Origin of the sequence: Streptomyces africanus (assembly GCF_002150735.1) — a bacterium.
Lineage (GTDB): Bacteria > Actinomycetota > Actinomycetes > Streptomycetales > Streptomycetaceae > Streptomyces > Streptomyces africanus.
In genome coordinates, this window is sequence record NZ_MUKA01000072.1 from 14646 (window position 1) to 35758 (window position 21113).

At 71.5% G+C, this 21113-nt stretch carries 20 protein-coding genes and 5 tRNA genes; 17 read left to right on the forward strand and 8 right to left on the reverse strand.

Translation table 11 applies throughout. The annotated features are described in order from the left end of the window. The first annotated feature begins 25 nt into the window (after nucleotides 1-25). From CCL05_RS11020 to CCL05_RS11045, 6 genes are all read left to right on the forward strand, one after another. Nucleotides 26-757 carry an HAD family hydrolase gene (locus tag CCL05_RS11020; protein WP_086560322.1) on the forward strand — a complete coding sequence of 244 codons (732 nt, stop codon included), beginning with the start codon at nucleotides 26-28 and terminating at the stop codon, nucleotides 755-757. A 92-nt stretch (nucleotides 758-849) separates the two neighbouring features. Next, nucleotides 850-921: transfer RNA gene (locus tag CCL05_RS11025), tRNA-Gln, on the forward strand. A 40-nt stretch (nucleotides 922-961) separates the two neighbouring features. Further along, a tRNA-Glu gene (locus CCL05_RS11030) sits at nucleotides 962-1034 on the forward strand. A gap of 39 nt (nucleotides 1035-1073) precedes the next feature. Then, a tRNA-Glu gene (locus tag CCL05_RS11035) sits at nucleotides 1074-1146 on the forward strand. A gap of 20 nt (nucleotides 1147-1166) precedes the next feature. Continuing rightward, nucleotides 1167-1238: transfer RNA gene (locus CCL05_RS11040), tRNA-Gln, on the forward strand. A 28-nt stretch (nucleotides 1239-1266) separates the two neighbouring features. Continuing rightward, nucleotides 1267-1339: transfer RNA gene (locus CCL05_RS11045), tRNA-Glu, on the forward strand. A 124-nt stretch (nucleotides 1340-1463) separates the two neighbouring features. On the opposite strand, the gene ndgR is transcribed toward CCL05_RS11045, so the two are convergent. Further along, on the reverse strand, nucleotides 1464-2180 hold the full coding sequence (gene ndgR / locus CCL05_RS11050; protein ID WP_010044585.1) for an IclR family transcriptional regulator NdgR: 717 nt from the start codon (nucleotides 2178-2180) through the stop codon (nucleotides 1464-1466). 197 nt (nucleotides 2181-2377) lie between these two features. Between ndgR and leuC the strand changes: the two genes are divergently transcribed. From leuC to CCL05_RS11070, 4 genes are all read left to right on the forward strand, one after another. Beyond that, the gene (gene leuC / locus CCL05_RS11055; protein WP_086560323.1) at nucleotides 2378-3808 is read left to right on the forward strand and encodes a 3-isopropylmalate dehydratase large subunit; all 1431 of its coding nucleotides are present in this window, start codon (nucleotides 2378-2380) and stop codon (nucleotides 3806-3808) included. 5 nt (nucleotides 3809-3813) lie between these two features. Next, the gene (gene leuD / locus CCL05_RS11060) at nucleotides 3814-4407 is read left to right on the forward strand and encodes a 3-isopropylmalate dehydratase small subunit (protein WP_086560324.1); all 594 of its coding nucleotides are present in this window, start codon (nucleotides 3814-3816) and stop codon (nucleotides 4405-4407) included. 277 nt (nucleotides 4408-4684) lie between these two features. Continuing rightward, nucleotides 4685-4915 (forward strand): SCO5555 family protein, encoded by a 231-nt coding sequence (locus CCL05_RS11065; protein WP_086560325.1) that lies wholly within the window; start codon nucleotides 4685-4687, stop codon nucleotides 4913-4915. A gap of 136 nt (nucleotides 4916-5051) precedes the next feature. Continuing rightward, nucleotides 5052-5690 (forward strand): HU family DNA-binding protein, encoded by a 639-nt coding sequence (locus CCL05_RS11070; RefSeq protein WP_020270055.1) that lies wholly within the window; start codon nucleotides 5052-5054, stop codon nucleotides 5688-5690. Nucleotides 5691-5770: 80 nt separating this feature from the next. Here CCL05_RS11070 and CCL05_RS11075 read toward each other — a convergent pair whose 3' ends face one another. Together CCL05_RS11075 and cofC are read right to left on the reverse strand one after the other, a co-directional pair. Next, a complete protein-coding gene (locus CCL05_RS11075; protein WP_010044574.1) occupies nucleotides 5771-5974 on the reverse strand; it encodes a hypothetical protein in 204 nt (67 codons plus the stop codon). Nucleotides 5975-5983: 9 nt separating this feature from the next. After that, nucleotides 5984-6622: a 2-phospho-L-lactate guanylyltransferase gene (cofC, locus tag CCL05_RS11080; RefSeq protein WP_086560326.1), complete on the reverse strand. Its 639-nt coding sequence runs from the start codon at nucleotides 6620-6622 to the stop codon at nucleotides 5984-5986. Between the two features lie 157 nt (nucleotides 6623-6779). On the opposite strand from cofC, the gene CCL05_RS11085 reads away from it, so the two are divergent. Genes CCL05_RS11085 through CCL05_RS11095 form a run of 3 tightly spaced genes read left to right on the forward strand, consistent with a single transcriptional unit; the run spans nucleotide 6780 to nucleotide 9834 of the window. Then, on the forward strand, nucleotides 6780-7610 hold the full coding sequence (locus tag CCL05_RS11085) for a lysophospholipid acyltransferase family protein (RefSeq protein ID WP_086560327.1): 831 nt from the start codon (nucleotides 6780-6782) through the stop codon (nucleotides 7608-7610). Then, the gene (locus CCL05_RS11090; protein WP_086560328.1) at nucleotides 7607-8617 is read left to right on the forward strand and encodes an NAD(P)H-dependent glycerol-3-phosphate dehydrogenase; all 1011 of its coding nucleotides are present in this window, start codon (nucleotides 7607-7609) and stop codon (nucleotides 8615-8617) included. Before CCL05_RS11085 ends, CCL05_RS11090 begins: the two co-directional genes overlap by 4 nt. 59 nt (nucleotides 8618-8676) lie before the next feature. Beyond that, nucleotides 8677-9834 (forward strand): D-alanine--D-alanine ligase family protein, encoded by a 1158-nt coding sequence (locus CCL05_RS11095; protein ID WP_086560329.1) that lies wholly within the window; start codon nucleotides 8677-8679, stop codon nucleotides 9832-9834. Between the two features lie 38 nt (nucleotides 9835-9872). Here the strand turns inward: CCL05_RS11095 and CCL05_RS11100 are convergent, their stop codons facing one another. Together CCL05_RS11100 and CCL05_RS11105 are read right to left on the reverse strand one after the other, a co-directional pair. Further along, entirely contained in the window at nucleotides 9873-10391 is a 519-nt protein-coding gene (locus CCL05_RS11100) for a DUF3515 domain-containing protein (RefSeq protein WP_244204243.1), read from the reverse strand. 20 nt (nucleotides 10392-10411) lie between these two features. Continuing rightward, nucleotides 10412-10645, reverse strand: a complete 234-nt coding sequence (locus CCL05_RS11105) for an Lrp/AsnC family transcriptional regulator (RefSeq protein WP_003997603.1) — start codon at nucleotides 10643-10645, stop codon at nucleotides 10412-10414. A gap of 206 nt (nucleotides 10646-10851) precedes the next feature. Here CCL05_RS11105 and CCL05_RS11110 point away from each other — a divergent pair, with 206 nt between their 5' ends. Beyond that, nucleotides 10852-11817 carry a thiamine-phosphate kinase gene (locus CCL05_RS11110; RefSeq protein WP_086560331.1) on the forward strand — a complete coding sequence of 322 codons (966 nt, stop codon included), beginning with the start codon at nucleotides 10852-10854 and terminating at the stop codon, nucleotides 11815-11817. Continuing rightward, complete coding sequence (gene thiD, locus CCL05_RS11115; protein WP_107400448.1) at nucleotides 11814-12605, forward strand: bifunctional hydroxymethylpyrimidine kinase/phosphomethylpyrimidine kinase; 792 nt, start codon at nucleotides 11814-11816, stop codon at nucleotides 12603-12605. The genes CCL05_RS11110 and thiD overlap by 4 nt, the downstream gene beginning before the upstream one ends. A gap of 125 nt (nucleotides 12606-12730) precedes the next feature. Here thiD and rpmB read toward each other — a convergent pair whose 3' ends face one another. Further along, nucleotides 12731-12916, reverse strand: coding sequence for a 50S ribosomal protein L28 (gene rpmB, locus CCL05_RS11120; protein WP_003993230.1), 186 nt, complete (start codon nucleotides 12914-12916; stop codon nucleotides 12731-12733). Between the two features lie 247 nt (nucleotides 12917-13163). Here rpmB and CCL05_RS11125 point away from each other — a divergent pair, with 247 nt between their 5' ends. Continuing rightward, the gene (locus tag CCL05_RS11125) at nucleotides 13164-14870 is read left to right on the forward strand and encodes a DAK2 domain-containing protein (RefSeq protein WP_086560333.1); all 1707 of its coding nucleotides are present in this window, start codon (nucleotides 13164-13166) and stop codon (nucleotides 14868-14870) included. A gap of 26 nt (nucleotides 14871-14896) precedes the next feature. Here CCL05_RS11125 and CCL05_RS11130 read toward each other — a convergent pair whose 3' ends face one another. After that, nucleotides 14897-18406, reverse strand: a complete 3510-nt coding sequence (locus CCL05_RS11130) for a tetratricopeptide repeat protein (protein WP_086560334.1) — start codon at nucleotides 18404-18406, stop codon at nucleotides 14897-14899. Continuing rightward, nucleotides 18403-20241: an HSP90 family protein gene (locus CCL05_RS11135; RefSeq protein WP_086560335.1), complete on the reverse strand. Its 1839-nt coding sequence runs from the start codon at nucleotides 20239-20241 to the stop codon at nucleotides 18403-18405. The genes CCL05_RS11130 and CCL05_RS11135 overlap by 4 nt, the downstream gene beginning before the upstream one ends. A 190-nt stretch (nucleotides 20242-20431) precedes the next feature. Here CCL05_RS11135 and CCL05_RS11140 point away from each other — a divergent pair. Further along, nucleotides 20432-21113, forward strand: a 682-nt coding sequence (locus CCL05_RS11140; protein ID WP_244204244.1) for an OB-fold nucleic acid binding domain-containing protein, incomplete at its 3' end; no start/stop codon positions are given.

Consider the following 21113-nt stretch of genomic DNA (forward strand, 5'->3'; position numbering starts at 1 on the left):
ACCGGGCGGTGGGTACGGTCGGACCATGAGCATCCACGCCGTGGTCTGGGACGTCGACGACACGCTCTTCGACTACACCACCGCCGACCGCCTCGGCATGCGCGCCCACCTGACGGCCGAGGGCCTGCTCGACGACTACGACACCGTCGAGCAGGCCATCACCCGCTGGCGGGAGATCACCGACGTGCAATGGGCGCGCTACGCGGCTGGTGAGGCCACCTTCGAGGACCAGCGGCGCGACCGTGTACGGGTGTTCCTCGGCCGGGACCTCACCGACGCCGAGGCCGACGCCTGGTTCAAGCGGTACCGCGCCCACTACGAGGCGGTCTGGGCTCTCTTCCCGGACGTCCTGCCCGTCCTCGACGCCCTCGCCGCCAGTCACCGGCACGCCGTGCTGTCCAACTCGAGCATCCACGTCCAGGACCGCAAACTGCGCGTCCTCGGCGTCCACGAGCGCTTCGAGAGCATCCTGTGCGCGGCCGAGCTCGGCGTCTCCAAGCCCGAGGCCGGGGCGTTCCTCGCGGCCTGCGAGGCCCTCGACCTGCCGCCGCACCAGGTCGCCTACGTCGGCGACCACCCGGAGATCGACGGACGGGGCGCCGCCGACGCCGGGCTGCTGTCGGTGTGGATCGACCGCGGGGGCGTGTACGCCACGATCGACCCGCCGGTCGGGCCGCACCGCATCGCCTCCCTCGCCGAACTGCCGTCTGTGCTCGGCACGGATAGTCGTTTTGGAGCCCCGTCCACCTTCAGGTAATGTTCTTCCTGCGCCGCGGGGAGCGGGCCGAAAGGCAGGAATCCCCAGGCGCACTACTAGAACAAAATCCCCCTAGGGGGCTTGCGTTCCAGTGGCCTATGGTGTAATTGGCAGCACGACTGATTCTGGTTCAGTTAGTCTTGGTTCGAGTCCAGGTAGGCCAGCTCGCAGAGCTCATCTGCGCCAGCGGATTCCGATCCGCAAGCCCCCGTTGTGTAGCGGCCTAGCACGCTGCCCTCTCAAGGCAGTAGCGCCGGTTCGAATCCGGTCGGGGGTACGGTTCCGAAAGATCGACGATCAACTCGGGACTGCTAGGGCCCCCGTTGTGTAGCGGCCTAGCACGCCGCCCTCTCAAGGCGGTAGCGCCGGTTCGAATCCGGTCGGGGGTACTGACTGGTCTAAACCACATTGGTCTATGGTGTAATTGGCAGCACGACTGATTCTGGTTCAGTTAGTCTTGGTTCGAGTCCAGGTAGACCAGCTCGGACCTGCGGAAACGCAGAGTCCACGCCCCCGTTGTGTAGCGGCCTAGCACGCCGCCCTCTCAAGGCGGTAGCGCCGGTTCGAATCCGGTCGGGGGTACGCATACGAGGAGGCCCTCCACTTCGGTGGAGGGCCTCTTCTGTATGTCGTATGTCCTTTGGCGCCTGGTCGGGGAAAGCCTGCCGCGGCGTTGAGGCCGACCTTCCCCGAAACGCTCTGTCGATCAGCCAGTACGCCGCAACGCCTCGGAGAGGCGCCCCGCCGCATCGATCACAGCCTGCGCGTGCATCCGGCCAGGATGCCGCGTCAGCCGCTCGATCGGCCCGGACACCGACACCGCGGCCACCACCCGGTTGGAAGGCCCCCGCACCGGTGCGGAAACGGACGCCACCCCCGGCTCGCGCTCACCGATCGACTGGGCCCAGCCCCTCCGCCGTACGCCCGACAGGGCCGTCGCCGTGAAGCGCGCGCCCTGGAGGCCGCGGTGCAGCCGCTCCGGCTCCTCCCAGGCCAGCAGGATCTGCGCCGAGGAGCCGGCCTTCATCGTGAGCGTCGAACCGACCGGGACGGTGTCCCGCAGTCCGGACAGCCGCTCCGCCGCCGCGACGCAGATGCGCATGTCGCCCTGGCGGCGGTAGAGCTGCGCGCTCTCGCCCGTGACGTCACGGAGGTGGGTGAGCACCGGGCCCGCGGTGGCGAGGAGGCGGTCCTCACCCGCGGCCGCGGCCAGTTCTGCCAGGCGAGGGCCGAGAATGAAACGGCCCTGCATGTCGCGCGCCACCATGCGGTGGTGTTCCAGCGCCACGGCCAGGCGGTGGGCCGTGGGTCGTGCCAGTCCGGTGGCGCCGACCAGGCCCGCGAGGGTGGCCGGACCGGACTCCAGAGCGCTCAGGACGAGGGCCGCCTTGTCCAGAACGCCGACGCCGCTACTGTTGTCCATGAAACGATACTCGCGTCTCACTCTGTGAAACGCAAGTTCAAATTCTCGTGGAACACGCCACTCTGGAAGACACGAAGTCACAGCGGCCCGTGACGTACGGGCCTGGCGGCGGTCGCCCGGAAACGCAGGGGCGCGGGCCCGCCTCCTCAAGATCTCTAGTTGGGCCGGCGGATCGTCGTCGGCCGGAGGGAACAGCGATGGGTAGGACACTCGCGGAGAAAGTCTGGGACGACCATGTCGTCCGGCGCGCGGAGGGCGAGCCCGACCTTCTCTTCATCGATCTGCACCTGCTGCACGAGGTGACCAGCCCGCAGGCCTTCGACGGCCTGCGCAAGAGCGGCCGCAAGGTCCGGCGCCTCGACCTCACCATCGCGACCGAGGACCACAACACCCCCACCCTCGACATCGACAAGCCGATCGCGGACCCGGTCTCCCGGATCCAGCTGGAGACGCTGCGCAAGAACGCCGCCGACTTCGGCGTGCGGCTGCACCCGCTGGGCGACGTCGAGCAGGGCGTCGTGCACGTCGTCGGCCCGCAGCTGGGCCTGACCCAGCCGGGCACCACCGTCGTCTGCGGCGACTCCCACACCTCCACGCACGGCGCCTTCGGCGCGCTGGCGTTCGGCATCGGCACCTCCCAGGTGGAGCACGTGCTGGCCACCCAGACGCTGCCGATGTCCCGCCCGAAGACCATGGCGATCACGGTCAACGGCGAACTGCCCGAGGGCGTCACCGCCAAGGACCTGATCCTGGCGATCATCGCGAAGATCGGCACCGGCGGCGGCCAGGGCTACGTCCTGGAGTACCGCGGCGAGGCCATCGAGAAGCTCTCGATGGAAGCGCGCATGACCATCTGCAACATGTCGATCGAGGCCGGCGCCCGCGCGGGCATGATCGCCCCGGACGAGACCACCTTCGCCTACCTCGAGGGCCGCCCGCACGCGCCCGAGGGCGCGGACTGGGACGCGGCCGTCGCGTACTGGAAGACGCTCAGGACGGACGAGGACGCCGAGTTCGACGCCGAGGTCGTCATCGACGCCGCCGAACTGTCGCCGTTCGTCACCTGGGGCACCAACCCCGGCCAGGGCGCACCGCTTTCGGCGTCGGTCCCCGATCCTGCTTCGTACGAAGACGCATCGGAGCGCTACGCCGCCGAAAAGGCCCTGGAGTACATGGGGTTGGAGGCCGGGCAGCCGCTGCGCTCCATCAAGGTGGACACCGTCTTCGTAGGCTCCTGCACCAACGGCCGCATCGAGGACCTGCGCGCCGCGGCCGAGCTGCTCAAGGGCCGCAAAGTCGCCGACGGCGTACGGATGCTGGTCGTCCCGGGCTCCGCGCGGGTCGGTCTCCAGGCCGTCTCCGAGGGTCTGGACGTCGTCTTCAAGGAGGCCGGCGCCGAGTGGCGGCACGCGGGCTGCTCGATGTGTCTGGGCATGAACCCCGACCAGTTGGCCCCGGGTGAGCGCTCCGCGTCCACCTCCAACCGCAACTTCGAGGGCCGGCAGGGCAAGGGCGGCCGGACGCACCTGGTGTCGCCGCAGGTCGCGGCCGCCACCGCCGTCCTGGGCCACCTGGCCTCCCCGGCCGACCTGTCCGCCGCCGACACCCGTACGCCCGCTGGAGTCTGAGAACCATGGAAGCCTTCACCACCCACACCGGCCGGGCCGTCCCGCTGCGCCGCAGCAACGTCGACACCGACCAGATCATCCCTGCCCACTGGCTCAAGAAGGTCACGCGGGACGGGTTCGAGGACGGACTGTTCGAGGCCTGGCGCAAGGACGCGTCGTTCGTCCTCAACCAGCCCGAGCGGCAGGGCGCGACCGTCCTGGTCGCCGGCCCCGACTTCGGCACCGGCTCCTCCCGTGAGCACGCCGTCTGGGCACTGCAGAACTTCGGCTTCAAGGCCGTGATCTCCTCCCGCTTCGCCGACATCTTCCGCGGCAACTCGCTCAAGAACGGCCTGCTCACGGTCGTTCTGGAGCAGAAGATCGTGGACGCGCTGTGGGAGCTCACCGAGAAGGACCCGCAGGCCGAGATCACCGTCGACCTGGTCGCCCGCGAGGTCCGCGCCGAGGGCATCACCGCCTCCTTCGAGCTGGACGAGAACGCCCGCTGGCGGCTGCTGAACGGCCTCGACGACATCTCGATCACCCTCCAGAACGAGGCGGACATCGCCGCGTACGAGGCGAAGCGCCCGTCGTTCAAGCCGCAGACGCTCCCGGTCTGACCCGGAGCACGAGCCGCCGCCCTGGAACAAGGCGACTTTCGGCCACCGCAACACCCCCTCTGTACCCCTGATCAGCCCGATCGGGGGTACAGCTGTTTCTGCACCCGAACGGCCCTGCCCCTCCCGGGCCGGCCACTCAACTTCCCACGTTATGCCGGTGGTTGTTGGGGTACGCGAGTCGTACAGCCGTGACGTCCGTGTGCGCCCGGAAGGCCGTTTGAGGCGGTAGTTGTCCCCTGCGCAGGCGACAACTCGCCCCAGATGGCACAATCTGTGCATGGAACACGACGGCCAACTCGAGCTCTATACGGCAGTCGCGGGCCAACTCAAGGAAGCGCACGCAAGAGTGCGCGCACTGCAAGTCCCGGAGGGCGTACGGATGGCGCTGACCCGGAAGCTGCTGGTCATTACGGCCGCGGCCAAGCACGATCTCGCCGACGCGGCAAGGAGGCTGGATCGGTTCACCGCGGACCTCGACGAGGGACGTCTCCCCGGCGAGGAACGCTGAACCGGACGACACCGCCGAGTTCGTTGCGGCACAAGGGTGATAAGCCCGTTTCGTGTTTGATTTGCGGTATATATCTGCCTAACGTGCGAAAAAGCTTGAACACTTTCGTTCTGGCGATGTCTCCGAAGGGGAAGACGTGAACAAGGCGCAGCTCGTAGAAGCGATTGCCGACAAGATGGGCGGCCGACAGCAGGCCGCCGATGCTGTCGACCATGTACTGGACGCCATCGTCCGCGCGGTCGTCGCTGGTGAGAGGGTTTCCGTCACCGGCTTCGGTTCCTTCGAGAAGGTCGACCGTCCGGCCCGCTACGCCCGTAATCCCCAGACGGGCGAGCGGGTTCGGGTCAAGAAGACCTCCGTTCCGCGCTTCCGCGCGGGCCAGGGCTTCAAGGACCTGGTCAGCGGCTCGAAGAAGCTGCCGCGTGGCGGCGAGGTCTCCGTCAAGAAGGCTCCGAAGGGCAGCCTGACCGGCGGCGCCGGCGCGACGGTCAAGAAGGCCGCCGCGAAGAAGGCGACCGCCAAGACGGCGGCCGCGAAGAAGACCACGGCCAAGAAGACGACGGCGAAGAAGGCCACCACCAAGACGGCGGCCGCGAAGAAGACCACGGCGAAGAAGGCCCCGGCCAAGAAGACCACGACGGCCAAGACCACCGCCGCGAAGAAGACCACCGCCAAGAAGGCACCGGCGAAGAAGGCGACCGCCAAGAAGGCGCCCGCCAAGAAGTCGACGGCGCGCAAGACCACCGCGAAGAAGACCACCGCCCGCAAGAAGTAGGGGCGCTGGGGCACTCACGCGCCGGGCCGGACTCCGTACGGAGTCCGGCCCGCGGTGCGTTCAGGGAGTGAGCCGAGGGTTCAGAGGGTCTGGAGGGTCACCAGAGTGATCCGCAGGTCCTCCTTCGCGCCCTCCACCTCGATCCGCACGCGCTGTCCCGGTCGCAGCAGCCTCAGACCCCCGGCGTCGAACGCCGCCGCGTCGAAGGGCACCGGTGTGCCGTCGTCCAGCAGCACCTGCCCGCTGCGGCTTTCGGGGTCGTACGTGTACGCGGTCGCCTGCATGGCCGCAGCCTACTGCCCGGGTATGAGCAACCGCGCGGCGGCCGCGGCCGTATGAGGACCGACCCCCAGGGCGAGCGCGGTGCGCAGGTCGTCGCCGGTGTCCACGTCCTGGCGTACGGAATCCACGGCGGCGAGGGACAGTTCCACGGCACCGGACGCGCGGTGCCGGGCCCGGGAATCGCTACCGAATGCCGGGAACAATTGCCGTCCCGGGGCGGCGGCCAGCAGGGTCGTACCGATTGCGGCCGCGTCCGGGAGAAAAGCCCGCGGGAATTCAGCGGCAGCGTCGAGCACCCGGGCCAATTCCGAAGGACGCAGGGCCGGCAGGTCGGCGTTCAGCGCGGCCACCGGACTTTCCGGACGTGCGGACCGGACGGCACCCGCCGCGTGGGCGAGGGCGGCGTTGAGGCCGCTTCCCGGCTCGTCGGGGATGATCGCCGCGCCCAGTGCTGCCAGCTCGCGGCCCGCCCTGGCGTCGTCCGTGACGACTGCCACATCCCGGACCGCCGGGCAGGCCAGCGCGGCCGCCACCGTGTCCTGGGCGAAGGCCAGCGCCAGGTCCGGCCGCAGCCCGTCGTCCGCGGTGTCCGCGAGCCTGCTCTTGGCCTGGGCCAGGGGCTTCAGGGGTACGACCAAGGTCCACTGCACAGATGTTCCGTCCTTCTCTTGTCGCGGTCATTGTCACCCGGGGCCGCCGGTGCCCGGCGTGTCGGGGCGTACGGTGTTCTCGACAGACCGGCGGCCTGGGGCGACACTTGTGCGGCCCCCGAGGCCCCCGCTTCAGGCCCTAGAGGAAGGTGTCCGCGTGCCCCGCCGCAGAATCGGCTTCTGGTACCGCTTCGCCGCGGTGATCTGCAAACCGCCGCTGGTGGTTCTGCTCAGGCGGGACTGGCGCGGAATGGAGCACATTCCGGCCGAGGGTGGATTTATCACCGCGGTGAACCACAATTCGCACATCGACCCTTTCGCTTACGCGCACTTTCAGTACAACACCGGGCGCGTCCCGCGATTCCTCGCGAAGAGCGGGCTTTTCAAGAAGGGATTCGTCGGCGCCGCGATGCGCGGCACCGGGCAGATCCCCGTCTACCGCGAGAGCACGGACGCGCTGAGCGCCTTCAGGGCCGCCATCGAAGCCGTGGACCGCGGGGAATGCGTCGCCTTCTATCCCGAGGGCACCCTCACCCGCGACCCGGCGGGCTGGCCCATGACCGGCAAGACCGGGGCCGCTCGCGTCGCCCTCCAGACCAAGTGCCCGGTGATCCCCGTCGCCCAGTGGGGCTGCAACGAGTTGCTGCCGCCGTACGCCAAGAAGCCGCACCTCCTGCCGCGCAAGACGCACCACGTGCTCGCCGGACCGCCGGTGGACCTCACGCGGTTCTACGACCGGGAGATGACCACGGACCTCCTGAAGGAGGCCACCGAGGTCATCATGGCCGCCGTCACCCGCCAGCTGGAGGAGATCCGCGGCGAGAAGGCGCCCGAGACGCCCTACGACCCGCGCCGGGAGCGGATCGAACAGCGGCGCCGCACCCAGGCGCAGACACAGCAGGGCGAGCAGCAGGCGGCGTCGCCGGTGCAGTCGGCGCCATCGGCACAGCCGGCACAGTCGGGACAGGAAGAGGGGCTGGGCAAGTGAGCAAGCCGGTCAAGGCGGCGGTCCTGAGCGCCGGTTCGTGGGGCACGGCCTTCGGCATGGTGCTCGCCGACGCCGGGTGCGAGGTCACCCTGTGGGGGCGCCGCCCGGAGGTCGTGGAAGCGATCAACTCCACCCGCACCAACCCCGACTACTTCCCGGGCGTCGAGCTCCCGGAGAACGTCCGGGCCACCACGGATCCCGCACAAGCCGCCGCGGACGCCGACTTCACGGTCCTCTCGGTCCCCTCGCAGACTCTGCGCGGCAACCTCGCCGACTGGGCTCCGCTGCTCGCCCCCGGCACGGTCCTCGTGTCGCTGATGAAGGGCGTCGAACTCGGCTCCGCGATGCGGATGAGCGAGGTCATCGACGACGTCGCCAAGGTCGGCCCGGAGCGCATCGCGGTGGTGACCGGGCCAAACCTGGCCCGCGAGATCGCCGCGCGGATGCCGGCCGCCGCCGTGGTCGCCTGCACCGACGAGGCCGTCGCCCAGCGGCTCCAGACCGCCTGCCACACGCCGTACTTCCGCCCGTACACCAACACGGACGTGGTGGGTTGCGAACTGGGCGGAGCCGTGAAGAACGTCATCGGCCTGGCCGTCGGCATCGCGGACGGCATGGGCCTCGGCGACAACGCCAAGGGCTCCCTCATCACGCGGGGCCTCGCCGAGACCACCCGGCTCGGCATCGCCCTCGGCGCCGACCCGCTGACCTTCTCCGGACTCGCCGGCCTGGGCGACCTGGTGGCCACGTGCTCCTCGCCGCTGTCCCGCAACCACACCTTCGGCACCAACCTCGGCAAGGGCATGACCCTCCAGGAGACCATCGCGGTCACCAAGCAGACCGCCGAGGGCGTCAAGTCCTGCGAGTCGGTGCTGGATCTGGCCCGCCGGCACGGCGTCGACATGCCCATCACGGAGACGGTCGTCGGCATCGTGCACGAGGGCAAGCCTCCGGTGGTGGCTCTCAAGGAGCTGATGTCGCGCAGCGCGAAGCCGGAACGACGCTGAGCGACGCGGCTTCGCGGGCGCTGTATCCCGGCCTTACCAACGGGTACTCTCAACGCGATATGAGCACCGAGAACCTCCCCCAGAGCCCCGAGCAGCCGCCTCGCAAGCCGCGTGTGGCCGTCGTGTTCGGCGGGCGCAGCTCCGAACACGGGATCTCCGTGGTCACGGCCGGCGCCGTCCTCAAGGCCATCGACCGGACGAAGTACGACGTCCTGCCGATCGGCATCACCCAGGACGGCCGTTGGGCGCTCACGGCGGACGAACCGGAGCGGATGGCGATCGTCGACCGGCGCCAGCCGAGCGTCGACCTGCTCGCCGAGTCCGCCGAGGGCGGAGTGATCCTCCCGGTCGACCCGGCCAGCCGCGAAGTCGTCTACAGCGAGCCGGGATCGGTCCCCAAGGCGCTCGGCGAGGTCGACGTGGTCTTCCCGGTGCTGCACGGCCCCTACGGCGAGGACGGCACCCTCCAGGGCCTCCTGGAGCTGTCCGGCGTCCCGTACGTCGGTTCGGGTGTGCTCGCCTCGGCCGTGGGCCAGGACAAGGAGTACATGAAGCGGGTGTTCACCTCGTTCGGGCTGAGGGTCGGCCCGTACGTGGTGGTCCGGCCGCGTGAGTGGGAGCGCGACGAGGCCGCCGCCCGCAAGAAGATCGTCGACTTCGCCGGCGAGCACGGCTGGCCGCTGTTCGTGAAGCCCGCGCGCGCCGGTTCGTCGATCGGCATCACCAAGGTCGACGATCTCTCCGGCCTCGACGAGGCCATCGCCGAGGCACAGCGGCACGACCCGAAGATCCTCGTGGAGGCCGCGCTGCGGGGCCGCGAGATCGAGTGCGGCGTGCTGGAGTTCGAGGACGGCCCCCGGGCCTCCGTGCCCGCCGAGATCCCCTCTCCCGAGACGCACGCGTACTACGACTTCGAGGCCAAGTACATCGACTCGACGCCGGGGCTCGTGCCGGCGCCCCTGACGCCGGAGGAGACGGCTCGGGTGCAGCGCCTGGCGGTCGACGCCTTCGAGGCGGCGTCCTGCGAGGGCCTGGTCCGCGCGGACTTCTTCCTCACCGAGGACGGCGAGTTCGTGATCAACGAGATCAACACGATGCCCGGCTTCACGCCCATCTCGATGTATCCGCAGATGTGGCAGGCGAGCGGGGTGAGCTACCCGGAGCTGGTGGACCGTCTGGTGCAGGCGGCACTTCGCCGTTCCACGGGCCTTCGCTAGACGACCTGCACAGCAGGGCGCTCAGGAGTGCACAGCGCTCAGGCGATCCCCTCGGGGATCGCCTTTTTCACAGCCGGAGCCAGATCGATGAGAGCCCCCGAGCTGTCCACACCCTCCGGCACCGCCACCTCGACATAGACCTCACGGTTCGCCGAGGTGAACCGGTATCCGCCGTCGTCCTGCTTCTCCATCAGCCAGTCGACCCCGTTCACACCGCCGGCGACCGCATCCGGATCCCCTCCGTCCGCCACCTTCGGATCGACCATCTTGGGCGGTTGCGGCACACCGCAGCGAAGTATGATCGCCGGGCTGCCCCAGCCCGCCGTCAACGCCGACGCGGGCTCGGGATCCTCACGACGCTCTCCGTCCACCTTCGCGGGCAGTACCTTGTCCAGGTTCCGGCACAGTTCCGTGGCCTTCGCGTCCGGACTGGGAACCGCCGCCGACGCGCTGTCGTCTGCCGAGGAGCAGCCCGCGGCAGTGATCAACAGCGCGAGAGCGGGCAGGCGGTAGAAAACTCGGAACACAGAACGGTGCCGGTGACGGAAAGAGTTCACCGGCACAGGGTAGACGGGGGCTACAGATGGACGACCGGGCAGGTCAGAGTGCGGGTGATGCCGTCCACTTGCTGGACCTTGGCGACCACCATGCGTCCGAGGTCGTCGACGGTGTCGGCCTGGGCCCGCACGATCACGTCGTACGGTCCTGTGACGTCCTCGGCCTGGATGACCCCAGGAATCTTGCTGATCGTCTCTGCGACGGTCGACGCCTTGCCGACCTCCGTCTGGATCAGGATGTACGCCTGTACCACGGAACCTCCAGGGCGGCCACGAGGATCATGTGGGGAAAAGGAACGCCACGGTATCGCGTCGCCGCTCGCCGCGGGGAGACCTGCGGGGACCGGGTCTTGCGCGCCGGGGTGCAGGTCCGGCAGAACGTGACGGTCACTTCGACCGTAGCGAGGACCGAGAGGCCTCGCGACCGGGCACGGACAGGGACAGAAGGGGAGAAAGGGCAATGAAGGGCACTGTTGGTGAGCTCGGTGAGTTCGGGCTCATCAGGGAGCTCACCTCCCGTCTGACCACCACCCCGGCGGTCCGGATCGGCCCCGGCGACGACGCCGCCGTGGTCGCCGCGCCCGACCGCCGGGTCGTGGCCAGTACGGACATCCTGGTGGAGGGCCGGCACTTCCGCCGGGACTGGTCGACGGCCTACGACGTGGGCCGCAAGGCGGCGGCGCAGAACCTCGCCGACATCGCCGCCATGGGTGCCGTACCGACCGCACTGCTGCTCGGTCTGGTCGTTCCGGCCGAGCTGCCGGTGACGTGGGCGAGCGAGCTGATGGACGGCGTGCGCGACGAATGCCAGGTGGCCGGTGCCGCCGTGGTCGGCGGTGACGTCGTACGCGGCGACTCGATCATGGTGTCGATCACCGCGCTGGGCGATCTGCGCAACCAGGAGCCGGTGACGCGGGCGGGCGCGCAGCCCGGCGACCTCGTCGCGGTGACCGGCTGGCTGGGCTGGTCGGCGGCCGGGTACGCGGTGCTGTCGCGCGGGTTCCGCTCGCCGCGCGCCTTCGTGGAGGCCCACCGGCGGCCCGAGCCGCCGTACCACGCGGGTCCGGCCGCCGCCGGGCTCGGGGCGACCGCGATGTGCGACGTGAGTGACGGGCTGATCGCCGACCTGGGGCACATCGCCGAGGCCAGCAAGGTGCGGATCGACATCCGCTCCGGGGCGATCGACATTCCCTCCCAGATGAACGACATCGGGCAGGCCGTCGGTGTCGACCCGATGCAGTGGGTGCTGACCGGGGGGGAGGACCACGCGATCGTGGCGACCTTCCCGCCGGACGTGAAGCTCCCCGCCCGCTGGAAGGTCATCGGCGAGGTCCTCAACCCCTCGGCGCTGCCCCAGGTGACGGTCGACGGGGCGCCGTGGACCAGCAAGGGCGGCTGGGACCACTTCGGGGACATGGAGTCATGATTCCCAACGTCCTCACGGTGGCGGGCTCCGACTCGGGCGGCGGCGCCGGCATCCAGGCCGACCTGAAGACGATGCTCGCGCTCGGCGTGCACGGCATGAGCGTCCTCACGGCGGTGACCGCGCAGAACTCCCTCGGCGTGCAGGGGGCTTGGGAACTGCCGGTGGAGGCCGTGCGGGCCCAGTACCGCAGTGTCGTCGACGACATCGGCGTCCAGGCGGTCAAGACCGGGATGCTGGCCTCCGCCGAACTCGTGGAGACGGTCGCCGAGTTGCTCGCGGGCACCGACGCCCCGGCGGTCGTCGACCCGGTGGGCGTCTCCAAGCACGGTGACTCCCTCCTCGCCGCGTCCGCATTGGACTCCGTCCGTACGAAGCTGCTGCCGGTCGCCACGGTCGCCACTCCGAATCTCGACGAGGTGGCCCAGCTGACGGGCGTCCGCGTCGCATCGGAGGAGCAGCTGCGGCGGGCCGCGGCGGCCGTGCTCGGCTACGGGCCGCGGTGGGTGCTGATCAAGGGCGGCCATCTGTCCGGGGACGCCGTGGACCTGCTCACGGACGGCTCCGAGGAGCACTGGCTGAGGGCGCCGCGCCACGACAACCGGCACACCCACGGCACGGGCTGCACGCTGGCCTCGGCGATCGCGGCACAGCTCGCGAAGGGGCACTCCGTGCCGGAGGCGGTGGCGGCGGCCAAGGAGTACGTCACCGGGGCGATCGCGGCCGGGTTCGCGCTCGGCGGGGGGATCGGGCCGGTGGATCATGGCTGGCGGTTCCGGGCCGGGTCCTGAGCGTCCGGGTTCGTTTCCGGGTGTCCGAGCCCGTTCCCGGGCGTCCGGACACGCCAAAGAGCCGGTCCACCAGAGGTGGACCGGCTCTGTAAGCGAACCAGCAGTGGCCGCGCGCTAGCTGAGCGTCAGCGCGAGACCTTGCCGGCCTTGATGCACGAGGTGCAAGCGTTCACGCGCTTCGGCGTCCCGCCCACCACGGTACGCACACGCTGGATGTTCGGGTTCCAGCGGCGGGACGTACGGCGGTGCGAGTGCGAGATGTTGTTGCCGAAGCCCGGCCCCTTGCCGCAGACGTCGCAGTTGGCAGCCACGGGTCACTCCAAAGACTTCAGATGCACTTACGGTTGATCCCGGCATGCCGGGATCCGGATCAGAGGATCTGAGTGGCGCTGCCAGGGGAATGGCCCGATTCGATCGGGCAACCGGAGCAGCATACAACGACTGCGCCCGTGCAGTGAAACTACCATGGTCAGGCCGGGGCCTGGCCCGGCCCACTTCCGGCCGACACCGCCCCGGGGTCTACGCTGCGTGCCACGTCCAGCAGCTCAGGGAGGCGCGGTGGCGCAGGTGCCGCAGACATTCTTCGATGCTCTCGCGGTGCGCACCTGGTGCGGTCTCGCACTCGAGACGCTGGGGCGGGCGCGTGAGGAGATCGACGCGATCAACGTCTATCCCGTGGCGGACGGGGACACCGGTACCAATCTGTATCTGACCGTGGAGTCCGCCGTCGCGGCGGTCGAGGCCGTGTTCGCCGGGCATGCGGCGAGGTCGGGCCCTGAGGGGCCGACGCTGGCCGACGCGGTCCGGGCGATGGCGCACGGGGCACTCATCGGTGCCCGTGGGAACTCCGGGACGATCCTCGCCCAGCTGCTGCGCGGCATGTCCCAGGTGCTGGCCGGCCAGGAGAGCGGACACGCCGACGGCAAGACCGCGCACGCCGACGGCCAGGGCCTGCGGCTGGCCCTGCGGCACGCGGCCGACTCCGCCCGGCAGGCCGTGGCCCACCCTGTCGAGGGCACGGTCCTCACGGTCGCCTCGGCCGCCGCCGACGCGGCCTGCGGTGCCGGGGGCGACTGCGGGACGGTGGCCAGGGCGGCCTACGAAGGAGCGCGCGCGGCCCTGGCCGCGACCCCCGGCCAGCTGCCCGTCCTGGAACGCGCCGGAGTGGTCGACGCCGGCGGCCGGGGGCTGGTGGCGGTGCTCGGGGCGCTGGTGGAGACGTTCACGGGGGAGAGGCCGCGGGACGGGGCGGCGACGGTGACGGCGGGTGCGTCGGGGGTGGGCGAGGACGCAAGCCCGCACGGCGAGTGTGCCGACACCGCCGCCGGGGCCGGCCGGGACGGCCCCGCCTTCGAGGTGATCTACCTGCTGGAGGCGGAGGACACGGCCGTGGCGCGGTTGCGGGAGCGGCTCGACGCGCTCGGGGACTCGCTCGTAGTGGTCGGCGGCGACGGGCTCTGGAACGTCCACGTCCATGCCGACGACGCGGGCGCCGCCGTCGAGGCCGGTATCGAGGCCGGGCGGCCCTACCGGATCCGCATCACGCACTTCGGCGCCGGCGACGTGCACACCACCGGCGCCGAGCGGCCTCCCCGTGAGCGTGCCCAGCGTGCCGTCGTGGCCGTGGTGCCCGGCGAGGGCCTGGCCGGGCTGTACGCCGAGGCCGGCGCGACGACCGTGCTCGCACGCCCCGGGGAGCCGCCCGCGAGCGGCGAGCTCGTGCAGGCCGTACGACGGGCCCACGCGCGCGAGGTCGTGCTGCTGCCCAATGACGCCGAGCTGCGCCACACCGCCGCGGCGGCGGCCGAGCAGGCCCGGACCGAGGGCATCCGGGTGGCCCTCATCCCGACCCGCTCGGCGGTCCAGGGCATCGCGGCGCTGGCCGTGCACGAGCCGGAGCGCCGTTTCGACGAGGACGTGGTGTCGATGACCTCGGCGGCCGGCGCGACCCGCTACGCCGAGGTGACCGTCGCCGAGCGTCAGGCCTGGACGATGGCCGGCATCTGCCAGGCCGGCGACGTCCTCGGCCTGATCGACGGTGATGTCGCCGTGATCGGCTCGGACGTCACGGCCACCGCCCGGTCCGTCCTGGACCGCATGCTCGCGGCCGGGGGCGAGATGGTCACCCTGGTGCTCGGCGACGAGGCTCCCGACACCATCGCGGAGCATCTGGAGGGCCGGGTCCGCGAGGGGTACCTCGCCGTCGACACGGTCGTGTACCGGGGCGGGCGGCAGGGGGCCGTGCTGCTCATCGGCGTGGAGTAGGAGGAGCAGGGCGGGTACCGGGTGATTCAGTCCTGGTCCTCCGCCGCGACGCGGAGCATGTGCTCGGCCTCTGCCCGCCGGGCCCGCACCGCCTCGCCGTCATCCTCCCTGTCGTCGCCCTCCGCCCCGTCGTACGCCGCGAGCACCGCACGCGCGCGTGCCCTCGCGTCGGTGGGACGGCCCAGCTCGATCTCCAGCCAGCCCGCGGTGAGTTCGGCGCCGGTACGGCTGTGCAGGGCGGCGTCCCCGAGGGAGGCGAACACCTCGGCCGACCGCAGCAGTTGGGACAGCGCCTCCTCGAACACGGCCGGGAGCGAGCCCTGCGCGTCGCCCTCGGAGCCGGACCGGGCCAGCAGGTCGCCGAACTGGCGGTGGGTGTGGCCGAGTTCGGCGACGAGCTGCAGCCGGGACTCCGCGTCGGCCGCGGTGTCCCGTGCCGCCTCGCACTCCCGGATCCCGTCCGCCATCAGGGCGCGCGCCTCGTCGGGCCCGTCCTCCGTACGCAACGCCAGCCAGGCGCGGGCGCGCAGGGCCCGGATCAGCCCGTGCACGTTGCCGAGTTCGCGCCACAGGTCGCCCGCGCGTGCGTAGGCCCGGTCCGCCTCGTCGGCCAGTCCGGCCTGCCCGAGGGACTCCCCGGCCAGGTGGGCGAGGGTCGCGTGGTCGTGCTGTTCGGGCCAGTGCCGGGCGATCTCGGCGGCCTGCAGACGCCGTTCGGCGGCAGCGCGGTGCTCGCCGAGTTCACTCAGGCAGTCGCCGAGCCACCACTGCGTCTGCACGACCGCCCCGTCGCCGTGCGTCTCGGCGGTCAGGTCGGGCAGTGCCGACTCCAGGACCTCCGCGGCCTCGGCCCACCGTCCCTGCCGCAGCAGGAACCCGCCGAGCTGCTGCCGGGCCCAGGCGCCCAGCGTCGCGCCCTCGCCCGCCTCGTCGGCCCAGTGCGCGGCCTCCAGGGCGTGCTGGGAGGCCTCGACGACCTCGCCCCGGCCGCCGGTCAACTCGGCCAGCTGGAGGTGCAGCTGGGCCCGTCCGGGCGCCTCCAGCTGGGCTCCGCCGTGCTCCAGGGCCGCCCGCAGTGCCCGTTCCGCCTCCGCCATGTCACCGAGGTGGTGGGCCAGGGAGGCCAGCCGGGCCTCGTACTCCACCGCGAACCACGGCAGCCCCGCCGCGACGAACGCCGCCGCGCCCCGCGCGAACAGTGCCGCGGCCGTCTCCAGGTCCCCGCGAAGTCCGGCCAGCTCGGCGAGCATCGCCTGCGCCTCGGCGCCCCGCGCGGCCAGCCGCACGTCCTCCCCGGCCCGCCCGTCGACGAGCGCGATGACTTCCCGGACAGCGGCTTCGGCCACATCAATGACCGAGCCCGGCCCGGTGCCCACGCCGCCGGCCGTTTCCGGCTTGGCGCCGGCGCCGTCGCCGGGAAGCGTCTCGGGTCTGGGGCCCGCGTCTTGGCCGAGGCTCGTTTCCGGCCTCGGGCTTGTGTCGTCGCCGGCGGCCGTTTCCGGTCTGGCGCCTGCGCCCTCCCCGAGAACCGTCTCGGGCCTGGGGCCCGTGTTTTGGCCGAGGCTCGTTTCCGGCCTCGGGCGTGTGTCGTCGCCGAGGGCCGTTTCCAGGCCGGAGCTCGCGCCTTGGCCGACGGCCGTTTCCGGCCTGGCGCCCGCGCCCTCCCCGAGAACCGTCTCGGGCCTGGGGCCCGTGTTTTGGCCGAGGGCCGTTTCCGGCCTTGGGCTTGTGTCTTGGCCGAGGCTCGTTTCCGGCCTCGGGCGTGTGTCGTCGCCGAGGGCCGTTTCCAGGCCGGAGCTCGCGCCTTCGCCGGCGGTCGTTTCCGGTCTGGCGTTCACGCCGTCGCCGGGAACCGCATTCGGCCCCCGGCTCTCGGTGTGCGCCGGAATCGGCTCCGGGTCGTGGCCCTCGGGGGCACTCTCCTGGGCGCCGCCGGTTCCGGTCTCGTGCGCCCGGCGCGTCAGGATCCTGGCCCGGGCCATCAGGACGGACGCCGTCTGCCGTATCCCGGTGTCGCCGGCGGCGTACAGCGCGAGGATGTCGTCGTAGGGGCCGGACACGGCCGCGAGCGCCCCGGCCACGTCACCCGCGAGAGCGCGTACGTACGCCGCACGCGCGCGTGCCGCCAGGGCTTCCCCGGGGTCGCCCGCCGCCGCGTACAGCCGCGCGGCCCGTTCGAAGAGCGCGGTGCCCTCCGGGCCGAGGCCCATCGCCTCGTGTTCGGCGATCTCGGCGCGGTCGCGCGGGTCCAGCTCCACGCCCTCCGCGGCCTCGGCGGCCTCGGCGACCGCCGCCCACGCCTCCACGGCGCCCGGCCGCAGGTTGTCCGACAGCCGGCGTGCCTCGGCCAGCAGGGCGGGCAGATCCGGCTGCCCGGTCGCGGCGGCCGTGACCACCGGGGGAGCGGGCGCAGGCACCGGCCGTACCGACCGCACCCCCAGCGGCAGCCGTTCCACCAGCGGGCGCCGCTGCATCCGCGCGCGGGCCCGCTCGGAGACGTACGCCGTGCCGTTGCGCTCGTCGAAGCGGGCCGCCAGGGCGAGGGCCTCCGCGCGCGCGTGTGCGGCCAGTTCCCGGGCGGTCCACGCGCGGCCGGCCGGACCGGGCACCTGCCGGTCACCCAGCCCCAGCCCGGTCAGACGGTCCATGAGCAGGGCCACCACGCTCATGAACTCCAGCTTGCTCTGCGGCTGCCCCTCGTCCGTGAAGTACGCCGGCCGCTCCGCGAGCAGCTCAAGACCGCGCGCCTCGTTGCCGGTCAGCGCGCAGAACTCCACGTGCTCCGCGTACGCGCCGCGCATGCTCTCCATGGCCCGTACGAGCCGGAAGCCCCGCAGATGGTTCGCGCGGGCCTCGTCCAGGCGGCCCAGCCGCAGCAGCGGCACCAGGGAGGAGGCGAGGGCCGTGTGCGGCTCGTGGGCGCAGGCGTACTCGCCCTCCAGCACCGGCCGCCACAGCTCCAGCGCCTCGGCGTCCCGGCCCCGCTCCGCCTGCCACCAGCCCTGCCCGTGCAGTTCGCAGGCGTGGCAGTCGGCCATGCTGTCCCGGTCGGCGGCCAGCCACGCGGCATACGCCCGCTCGGCCCGCGCCAGGTCCCCGACATGCGCCGCCACACTGTGCTCGGCGCTGCGTACGGCCCGCTCGGAGTGCCCGGCGAGCCGGTAGCGGTGCTCCATCTCGCCGAGCCACTTCTCGATCGACGCGAGCGGGATGTGCGGCTGGTCGAGCATGCCGGACGACACCCACTTGAAGACCCAGTGCAGCGAGTGGGTCTCGTACTCGTCGAAGTCCTCGGGCCGTTCGTCCCACATGCGCAGCAGACGCGCGAAGGGCACGAACATCTTCCCCTTCTCGGAGCTGTAGTTGTAGACCTTCAGCTGGTGCCCGAGCGCCTCGATCACGGCGAGCGGGACGTTCAGCTTCTCGGCCGCCGCCAGCAGCTCCTCCGCGCGCGCGTTGCGGGCCGGGCCCTCCGGCTGCTCGGCGTTCTCCGCCATCGCCCGGCGCAGGGCGTCGACGTCCGTGATCTCGCTCATGCCTGACCGTCCTCGCTGTGCGTGGCCCACTCCAGGAGACCGATGAACGCGCGGTTGAGCAGCGCCGAGTCGGCGGGTCTGAGCGGCCGCTGCGCCATCAGCAGCGCCTGCCCGTACAGCGACTCCGCGGCCGTACCGATCAGCTCCGGGTCGGGCAGCGAACTGATCCGCCTCACCAGCGGGTTGAGATGGTTGAGCACCAGACGCGCGCGGGGAGCGCTGCCGCGCAGGGAGCCGAGGATGCCCGCCCAGAGATCGTCGGCCTGCGCCTCGGCGTCCGCCCGGGCCTGTTCGTGCCGGGCGTCCCGGTCGTCGAGGTGCAGCGCGGGCACGGAGAGCGGGTGGAAGGCACGTAGCACCACATCGCAGCCCAGCGGGTCGAGGCGGGCCCGCGCGGCCGCCAGGAAGCCGGACAGGGCCAGTTCCTCGGCCGGGTCGACGGCGTCCAGATGCGCGGTCACCGTCTCGGCGTCCAGCTCGGCGACCACGGTCCCGGGCCGCACCGACGGCAGCGCCTCCACCAGCTCGCTGTCGTAGGTGTAGCCGCCGTTGATCACCCCGATGCCCTGCGCGGACGCGATCGGCGCGACCTGCCGGTACTCCTCGACGGTCCGCGTGAAGTGCACCACCGGGTGCCGCTGCGCGAACTCCTCCAGGGACAGCCGCCCGTCGGTCGTCTCGAAGGGCAGCCACGGCAGCATCGTGCGCAGCATCTCCCGGTCGTGCCGGGCCAGGGACTTCACGCCCAGGTGGTGCACCGACAGGAACGCGGCCAGCCGCTCCGGATCACCGGCGGCCAGACCGGTCAGCCAGGCCCGGATCCGCTCGCCCAGCGCCTCCCGTACGGCGGCCAGCGTCTCGTCCTCGTACAGCGCCTCGCGCGACGCCGTCGGCCGCAGGCTGTCCGTGTCGAGCACGCAGCGCACGAAGAACGCCCAGTCGGGCAGCAGCTGTTCGGCCCGCTCGGTCAGCAGCATGCCCTTGAGATGCACGCGGTGCCCCGCGCGCTGGGCCGGGCTGACCGCCGACGGCAGCACGTACGCCACCCCGCGGACGCCGGCCAGCGGCACGGACAGGTCGATCGTGTCCAGCGGGGTGAAGCCGAACAGTTCGTGGCAGTGCCGGGCGAGGGCGACGCGGCGGGCGGCCGGGCCCGGATACGACCGGTCCCAGGGCGCCGGGAGGTCGGTGACCGGCTCGTCGCCGACCCTGACGTCGTACGGCAGCAGCGACCCGAAGTCCCGGGCCAGCGCCTCGACCCGCTCGGGCGTGAGCCACTCGGCCGACCCCGCCCGGGCCACCAGATGCACGGTGGTGCCCGGTTCGGGGCGCTCGGCGTCCGGCAGCGTCCGCACGGTGTACGAACCGTCGTCGGACGCCGTCCACTCCACGGGCGGCGCCCCGGGCGTACGGGCGCTGCGGCTGACCACCCGGATCCGCTCGGCGACGACGAAGCAGGCCAGCAGGCCGATGCCGAACTGCCCGAGAAAGTCGGAACGCGCCTCCTGAAGGCCCTCGGCGCGCTTGGAACTGCGCCCGATCGTGGCGAGCAGGCTGTGCACGTCCGCCTCGGTGAGCCCCACGCCGGTGTCCTCGACGCGCAGGGTGCCGTCCTCGGCGGAGAGCCGCACCCGGGCCGGAGCGTCGGATTCCGCCGCGCGTCTGGCCGTGATGGCGTCCACGGCGTTCTGCAACAGCTCGCGCAGGTACACCTTCGGACTGGAGTAGAGGTGGTGGGAGAGCAGGTCCACCAGACCACGCAGGTCGACCTGGAACGTATGAGGTGACTGGGGCGGATGGGAGGGCTGGGATGCCTGTGAGGTCTGGGAGTCCATCATCACGGCGCCGGTGGGGGGACTCGCGACGGCGCGGGGTCGGGCGGTCCCGGTGAGGCGGTGACCGCGAAAAGGAGGCCGGGAGCGCGTCATCCTAAGGCCCGAACCAGCCGCCTGACCAGGGGTTTCCGGGACGTATACGGCGATGTGCGCCGCGGCCTCTACGGCATTGTCAGTGGTGTGGTGTGCAATGGATCTCGTGCCCGCACTTCACGAACCGCTGCAACAACCACTGAAGTCGGTGCTCGGCCCCGCCACCGCGAAGGTGATGGCCGAGCACCTCGGCCTGCGCACCGTCGGCGACCTGCTCCACCACTACCCGCGCAGATACGAGGAGCGCGGCCAGCTCACGCACCTCGCCGACCTCCCCATGGACGAGCACGTCACGGTGGTCGCCCAGGTCGCCGACGCCCGCCTGCACACCTTCGCCTCCGCCAGGGCCCCGCGCGGCAAGGGCCAGCGCCTGGAGGTCACGATCACGGACGGCAGCGGCCGCCTGCAACTGGTCTTCTTCGGCAACGGCGTTCACAAGCCCCACAAGGAGCTCCTGCCGGGCACACGCGCGATGTTCGCGGGCAAGGTCTCCGTCTTCAACCGCCGCCTCCAACTCGCCCACCCTGCCTACGAGTTGCTGCGGGGCGACCCGGAGGAGTCCGTCGAGACATGGGCCGGCGCCCTGATCCCGATCTACCCGGCCACCGCCAAACTGGAGTCCTGGAAGATCGGCAAGGCGCTCCAGACGGTCCTGCCCACGGCCCAGGAGGCCGTCGACCCACTGCCGGAATCCCTGCGCCGGGGCCGCGGCCTGGTCCCGCTCCCCGAGGCCCTCCTGAAGATCCACCGCCCGCACACCAAGGCGGACATCGAGGACG